Here is a 6,428-nt window from a genome sequence, read left to right as displayed (position 1 = left end):
CCAGCGTCGATGGTACTTGAACCGCAGGGTTCTGGGAGAGTAGAACGTTGCCAAGCACACAGACTTCACTATAAAAGTGGGGTCTATTTTTTTTGTAAACATTATCGATTATGCTAGCGGTATTTAGCGATCAGGGAGCAGTTTGCCATCTTAGCAGCTGCTCCTTTTGTCGTTGCGTTTACGAGCAGTGTTGTCTATAAGATTTAAGTAACTCATTTGGTTGTGAATAATTTCAAAAAAGTGATAAAATACAAACGATATATCCAGATTTTAAAAAATCTATGAGATTGAAAAGGTAATCTTTTATTTTCGAATCAAGGACTAAAAAGAATGATAGGTGTAATGTTAGGGTCCAACATTCCCAAATCTATGATACTGTCGAAAAGGTCAAATAAATTATCTAGTACTACTAAGGGGATATATGAATGCTTCTGTCAAAAGGACAAAAAATAGATGTTACAAAGGGTAAAACCCTATCGAACATAAGCTTGCAATTCGGGTGGCTTTCAGATTCCAGAATGAGTATAGACGCCTCCTGTTTTATATTATCGAATAATAACCGATGCGAAAAGGATGAAGACTTTATTTTTTATGCGAATCCGAACGCGTTAGGTGGGGCAATAACTCATATTCAAGTAGGCGGGGTTGACAAAGAGGCCATAAAAATATGTCTATCAAAACTTCCAGATAGTGCTACAAAAATTGCGTTCTCTCTAACTATTCACGAAGGTGAGAAGTACGGATATAGCATGAAGGATGTCTCAAATATGTATGTAAAACTAATGGATGCCGAGCGTAACGAAGAACTATTTTGTTATGAATATGGATCAGATTTGTTGAAAGAAACAGCAATAGTCGTTGGGGAGTTATATAGGTATAATGGAGAATGGAAATTTAACGCGATAGGTAGCGGATTTTTTGGTGGATTAGAGGCGTTATGCACAAATTTCGGCCTTGTAGTCGAAAAAGAAGATTCGCAGGAAATTATTAAAATTGAGGAGAAACCAGTCTTTTCCTCAATTGATCTACGGAAGAAGATCGTTCAGATAACATTAGAAAAGAAAAAAATGAGTCATGTTGCAGCTAGAGTTGGCTTAGTGCTAGACATTTCGGGATCTATGCAACCCTTATACAAGAACGGAACAGTTCAGGAGGTCGTCGAACGGATATTGGCAGTTGCATGTAAGTTTGATGATAATGCGACTTTGGATATTTGGATTTATGATAACGAATTCAGTCGACTGAATGCAGCAACTGAGAGAGATTTTGATCAATACGTGGTAAGAAATATTTTAAATAATAATAATATACATAAGTTTGGTCGTAATAACGAGCCACCTGTAATGGAAGACGTAATTCGTAAATATACGATTGAAGAAGACTCATCTATTCCGGCTTTCATTATCTTTATCAATGATGGAGGAGTTCTAAAGTCGATTAAAAAAGTAATAGCTGAAGCCTCACTCAAGCCGTTGTTTTGGCAGTTTGTCGGAATTGGAGATTCTGACTTCGAGGTTCTCAAGAAACTAGATACGATGGAAGGCCGAATCGTAGACAATGCTAATTTTATTCATATCAAGGATATTGCTTCCGTTTCCGATGAGACTCTTTATAATCAGCTACTAAATGAATTTCCATTATGGCTTAAAGCAGCGACGGATAAAGGAATTATCTATAAATAAACGCTTGGCATCGTTTTTGGGAAAGTGTTTGTCTATGTGAAATATTCAAAGGTTCATTAAGCTAAAAATCATGATTAATATCAATTACATTAATTTTTAACACTGACACATCGCTGTCAGCAATCGACCTGTAAGATAAAACTTGTAAACAGTTGCAAGTAAAATTTTATGGGCGAGGGGTCAGATATTAATGATTGCTTTTTTGTGGACATTATTAATGGTTATACTAATTGTGGGATCGGTCATCTTGGTTGGCAAATCGAGGGCTGCCAGATTAGATGCAAAACGGAAAAAATGGTGGGTAATCTTCCATGTTCTCTTTGTGATTATGTATTTTACAGGGGTGTTAGGTAATTTCGTCTTAACGCTATTTACACTCTATTTAAAAGATCGTGAACTTATTTATGCTGCTCATTATTTCATCAAATATTTTGACTATTATTTAATTGTTCCAGGGGCTTTGGGGAGTTTGGCAACTGGTATTTGGCTAGCTGTCGGAGCGTGGGGGATCACCACACATTACTGGATTATCGCGAAGTGGGTCGGCAATTTGATGACGATTTTCTTTGGTAGTATTTTTATTGGTATGTGGATTGAAGAGGCATTAAATGCACTTTCTCTAAAAGAGCTTGAACCCATGTACAATTCCGAATACCTTCATAGTCAAAATATGATACTGATTGGAAGCGCATTAGTGTTAGCCATATTAGTCTTTTTAACCGCAATCTCCTATCTAAAACCGTGGGGGAAGAGAAAGGTAAGACAACAACGATAATACTGCATACATCATTCATTTTAATTTGCAGCTCTATTGTAAAACAGTCGCCTGGAACAAAAAATGTTCTAGCCGGCTGTTTATTTTTTTGTGTTTTATACCATGTCCTCCACCAAAAATTGGAATATAAAAAGCTGTATGTGGGGAAAATAACCGAAACTTTCCATTCATAGAAGAGAGGGAACTCATGTGAAAGTCGATCCATCTCTAAACGTCAACGAGAAGTCGCTGCAAAATATGCTGTTCAATAGCGCTGACTTCAAATCGAGCACCTTTCAATCCGGTAACCGCAGTTGTCGTCTCTTCTATTTAGATACCATGATTGAACTTGCAGTGGTACAGGAGCACGTTATTCGACCCTTGCTTCAGCAAACGGAAGACCTTAATCTTCGTGAAACTGTGTCTGTATTGGAATTTACAGAGACGGAGCTGCTGAACGATGCGGTGAATGCCCTTGTGGAAGGTAAAACGGTGCTTCAAATCGACGGAGAAATGAAGTTATATTTGCTTGGAACGGAAACGAAGAAAGAACGTGCAGTTAACCTGCCCGTGAATGAACGAGTGCTGCGCGGATCGAATGAAGCGTTGATTGAAAATGTGAGTACAAATATCAATTTGCTGCGTAAAATGATTGTCTCACCAGATCTCGTTGTCAAATACTATCGCCTTGGCAGACGATCGAATACGAAAGTCGCCTTACTGTACTTGCAAGAGCTTGCTAACGAACAAGTTATCCAAGAGTTTGAGCGTAGAATTAGCCATATTGACATCGATTATGTTGAAGCACCAGGCTTTATTCAAGAACTCATTGAGGATCGAAAATTCTCCCTATTTCCACAATTGATGATTACGGAGAGACCAGATCGTGTTAGATCCTACTTAATGAACGGAAAAATAGGGATCTTAACCGATGGTTCGCCGGATTGTATTATTACTCCCGTCTCCTTCTGGGCATTCTTGCAATCCCCTGATGATTATCAAGTAGGTTGGTTACTTGGCAGTGCTTTCAGGTTTCTTCGTATAGTAAGCTTTATTATTGCAATGAGCTTGCCTGGCGTGTATGTTGCGTTAGTCACATTTGATCCACGTATGCTTCCTTTTGAAATTTCATTGACGCTTCAAAGCTCTATGCAATACGTTGCCATGCCTCCGGTACTCGAAGCGATATTCATGTTGGTCACGCTCGAAATATTAAGAGAAGCGACGGTAAGGCTAGCAAGTCCTATTGGACAAACCATTGGTGTTGTTGGCGGTATAGTCATCGGAACTGTTGTCGTTCAGTCAAATCTGGTTTCCACTATGATGGTCATCATCGTTGCCTTTACGGCTGTCGCATCCTTTAGTATTCCGTCTTATGAAATGAGCAGTGCCGCACGTTTATTATCCTTTCCTTTCATCTTAATGGCTGCTACCTTTGGATTAATTGGCTTGGAATTGTCATATCTGATTGTGCTGACGCATTTAGCGCGTTTAAACACGATGGGACTCCCTTACTTTTACAGCGGACTCAGCAAAAGCACAATTATGGATACCTTTTTCAGGGGGCCTATTAAGAGACTAAGGGAACGCACGAAAGAAAGCTTGTCCAAAGATAAAACGAGAATCCGAATGCAAAGGGGTGGTGATAATGAATGATTCACCTTAAGAAGCTATCTTTAACACAGCTTTTTAATCTCATTATTTTAACTCAAGTGGGTGTATCCGTCTTATCAATTCCCTTTGCAGAGTCCAAACACTCAGGTTATGACTCATGGATCTCTGTATTCATCGGAGGGGTTATTGCGCAAGCGATTATCACAATTATCTATTGCCTTAGTGCGAGATACGCCGATCGGGCGTTGCCTCAGTATATGTCTAGCATTGTTGGAAAGGTAATGGGATCTATTCTGAATATGATCATAGGGTTATATTGTGCCGAATCCAGTCTAATGGTCATTGTTTCTTATTCCGATGTGTTAAGTAGATGGGTATTGATTAGGACGCCCTGGTTAGTTCTAGTTGGGATCTCAGTCGGAATTGCTGCGTACATCGCTTCTTCTTCACTCCGATCTATTGCTGTCATTACACAGAACATCATGATGATGTTTTTTATTGCCATGGTCATCATTTTTATCAGTGGGATAGGAAAAGGGGATATTCGTCATTTTTTCCCAATCGGCAGTCATGGGATGGGAGCCATCATGAGGGATGCTCTTCCAGCTTTTTGGGCATATGCGGGCTATGAGCTCCTTCTGTATGTCTTTCCAACATTATGTTATCGAAAAAAGAAAGATGTCTTTCTTGTAATGACTGTCGCTAATGGATGTACGACCCTTTTTTATACGTTAATCGCCTTAATTGTAACGTTTAATTTCAGTGAAAATCAGCTTAAAGTAATTCCTGAGCCAATGGTTTTTATACTTCGCCAATTCAAGTGGCCTGTCGTACAAAGTTTAGACATCGTATTCATGACAATTTGGCTTTCGGTTACGACTGTAACCGCGTATATGTATTTGTTTTTGGCAGCCCGATACCTTTCTTTTACTTTTGGAAAAGAGATGGGGAACCATACCGTCATCGTCTGGTTATTAGCGATCTTATGTTTCGGATTAGGTGCATTTGGATCGGACCGCAAGGTTATCTTTCAATTTTCCAACTATCATAGTTTTTCTACCATCATCGTTATTGCCATTATACCGTTACTCCTTCTGTTGATATCGATAACGCGGGGGAAGGTAGGGGCAAGATGAAGAGGGTTGTCGTAAGTATTATGATTTTGTTGCTTCTCACCGGATGCTGGGACAGATTGCCGCTGCGCAACCTTAAAATAGTTGACATAGCTGCAATTAATTATGATGAGAAGAGTAGAAAAGTATTGCTGAATTTTGTTGTTACCAAATTAAGTCGGGCTGGGCAAGGGAGCGATGTGTCTCTTTCGGAATCAACAGAGATTTCAGATTCAAATGTCGTCGAAGCGGTTGGGCAAGGGTTATATAAAGAACAGGGTCCCTTTATTGGGGTTAATACAAGATTGTTTTTATTGAGCGAAAGTTTTGCAGCACATCAACCTGTTCGTGAGCTTGCTTTTTTGCTCGATACGCCATTTACGACAATCAATTCTCCGGTAATCATTCTTGACGACCAAGATTCGTCATTTTTCAAACAGTTTAATAGCAGTACAATCACTGATAAAACGAAACTGTTAAATGATTTTGTGAAATCTTTAGAAACATACGGGATTGTTCCCAATGTTACGATGATGGATTTTCTTTTATCTAAGGAAGAGCCATTAAATGATTTAGTATTACCTGTAATGAAACATGTCAATTCTCGAATGGAATTTAATGGTGCTTTATTATTTCGTCAGAGCGAAAGCACAGGTATTAAGCTGAATAATGAACAAGTTCAAAGCTTAATGTTTCTTGTAGGGAACGGAAATGCTATGCAGAAATTAAAGGGATTCTCATCCAAATTCAACTATGGGCGGGTTGCAAGGACGGGCCACTTGGATGATAAGAATTATGCTTTTTTTATTAAGCAAATAAGCAGCAAAATCATCGCACGTCAACAGTTGAGTGAACTTCCGGATATTAAGATTAAGGTAAGCATGAATATATATGCAACCGAACTTGGAGAAGAGCTTTCAGGTCTTAAGTCTGAATATGTTGATAAAATGGAAAAAGCACTAAGTAATCATTTAAATGAAATAGCAACCGATACGATAAAAAAAATACAAGAGGCGAATTCGGATGTTCTTGGCATTGGAAAGGAATTAAGAGCGTTTCATCCAGCTCTATGGAAAACGTTGGAGTGGAGAAAGGATTATCCTCAAGTGTTGATTGAGCCACAATTTGAAGTTCGGATTTTGAATACAGAGATTGAGTGATAGAGTATTTTAGCACAGGCAAATGAATGAAGAAGTGGAAAACAAGCGGTCAATTCAATTTGACACGCTTGTTTTTTGTTTTTTAATTTACGCGTGGTAGCTGCCG

The 6,428-nt window shown here is 38.8% G+C and carries 5 protein-coding genes and 1 pseudogene; all 6 read left to right on the top strand.

Annotated elements, in window-relative coordinates:
- Nucleotides 1-425: 425 nt before the first annotated feature.
- Nucleotides 426-938 (top strand): annotated as a pseudogene (locus tag GON05_RS39460) (TerD family protein); the annotation flags it as partial.
- 129 nt (nucleotides 939-1,067) lie between these two features.
- Nucleotides 1,068-1,682 carry a vWA domain-containing protein gene (locus tag GON05_RS39455; protein ID WP_246239474.1) on the top strand — a complete coding sequence of 205 codons (615 nt, stop codon included), beginning with the start codon at nucleotides 1,068-1,070 and terminating at the stop codon, nucleotides 1,680-1,682.
- 190 nt (nucleotides 1,683-1,872) lie between these two features.
- Nucleotides 1,873-2,457 carry a DUF2269 domain-containing protein gene (locus GON05_RS26210; protein WP_157323215.1) on the top strand — a complete coding sequence of 195 codons (585 nt, stop codon included), beginning with the start codon at nucleotides 1,873-1,875 and terminating at the stop codon, nucleotides 2,455-2,457.
- A gap of 189 nt (nucleotides 2,458-2,646) precedes the next feature.
- Nucleotides 2,647-4,092, top strand: a complete 1,446-nt coding sequence (locus GON05_RS26205) for a spore germination protein (protein ID WP_181646727.1) — start codon at nucleotides 2,647-2,649, stop codon at nucleotides 4,090-4,092.
- Complete coding sequence (locus tag GON05_RS26200) at nucleotides 4,089-5,186, top strand: GerAB/ArcD/ProY family transporter (RefSeq protein WP_157323213.1); 1,098 nt, start codon at nucleotides 4,089-4,091, stop codon at nucleotides 5,184-5,186. The genes GON05_RS26205 and GON05_RS26200 overlap by 4 nt, the downstream gene beginning before the upstream one ends.
- Nucleotides 5,183-6,322, top strand: a complete 1,140-nt coding sequence (locus GON05_RS26195) for a Ger(x)C family spore germination C-terminal domain-containing protein (protein ID WP_181646726.1) — start codon at nucleotides 5,183-5,185, stop codon at nucleotides 6,320-6,322. Before GON05_RS26200 ends, GON05_RS26195 begins: the two co-directional genes overlap by 4 nt.
- Nucleotides 6,323-6,428 lie beyond the last annotated feature (106 nt).

The sequence above is a fragment of the Paenibacillus anseongensis genome (genome assembly GCF_009757995.1).
Lineage (GTDB): Bacteria > Bacillota > Bacilli > Paenibacillales > NBRC-103111 > Paenibacillus_E > Paenibacillus_E chondroitinus.
This window is presented reverse-complemented; position numbering and strand designations above follow the sequence as displayed.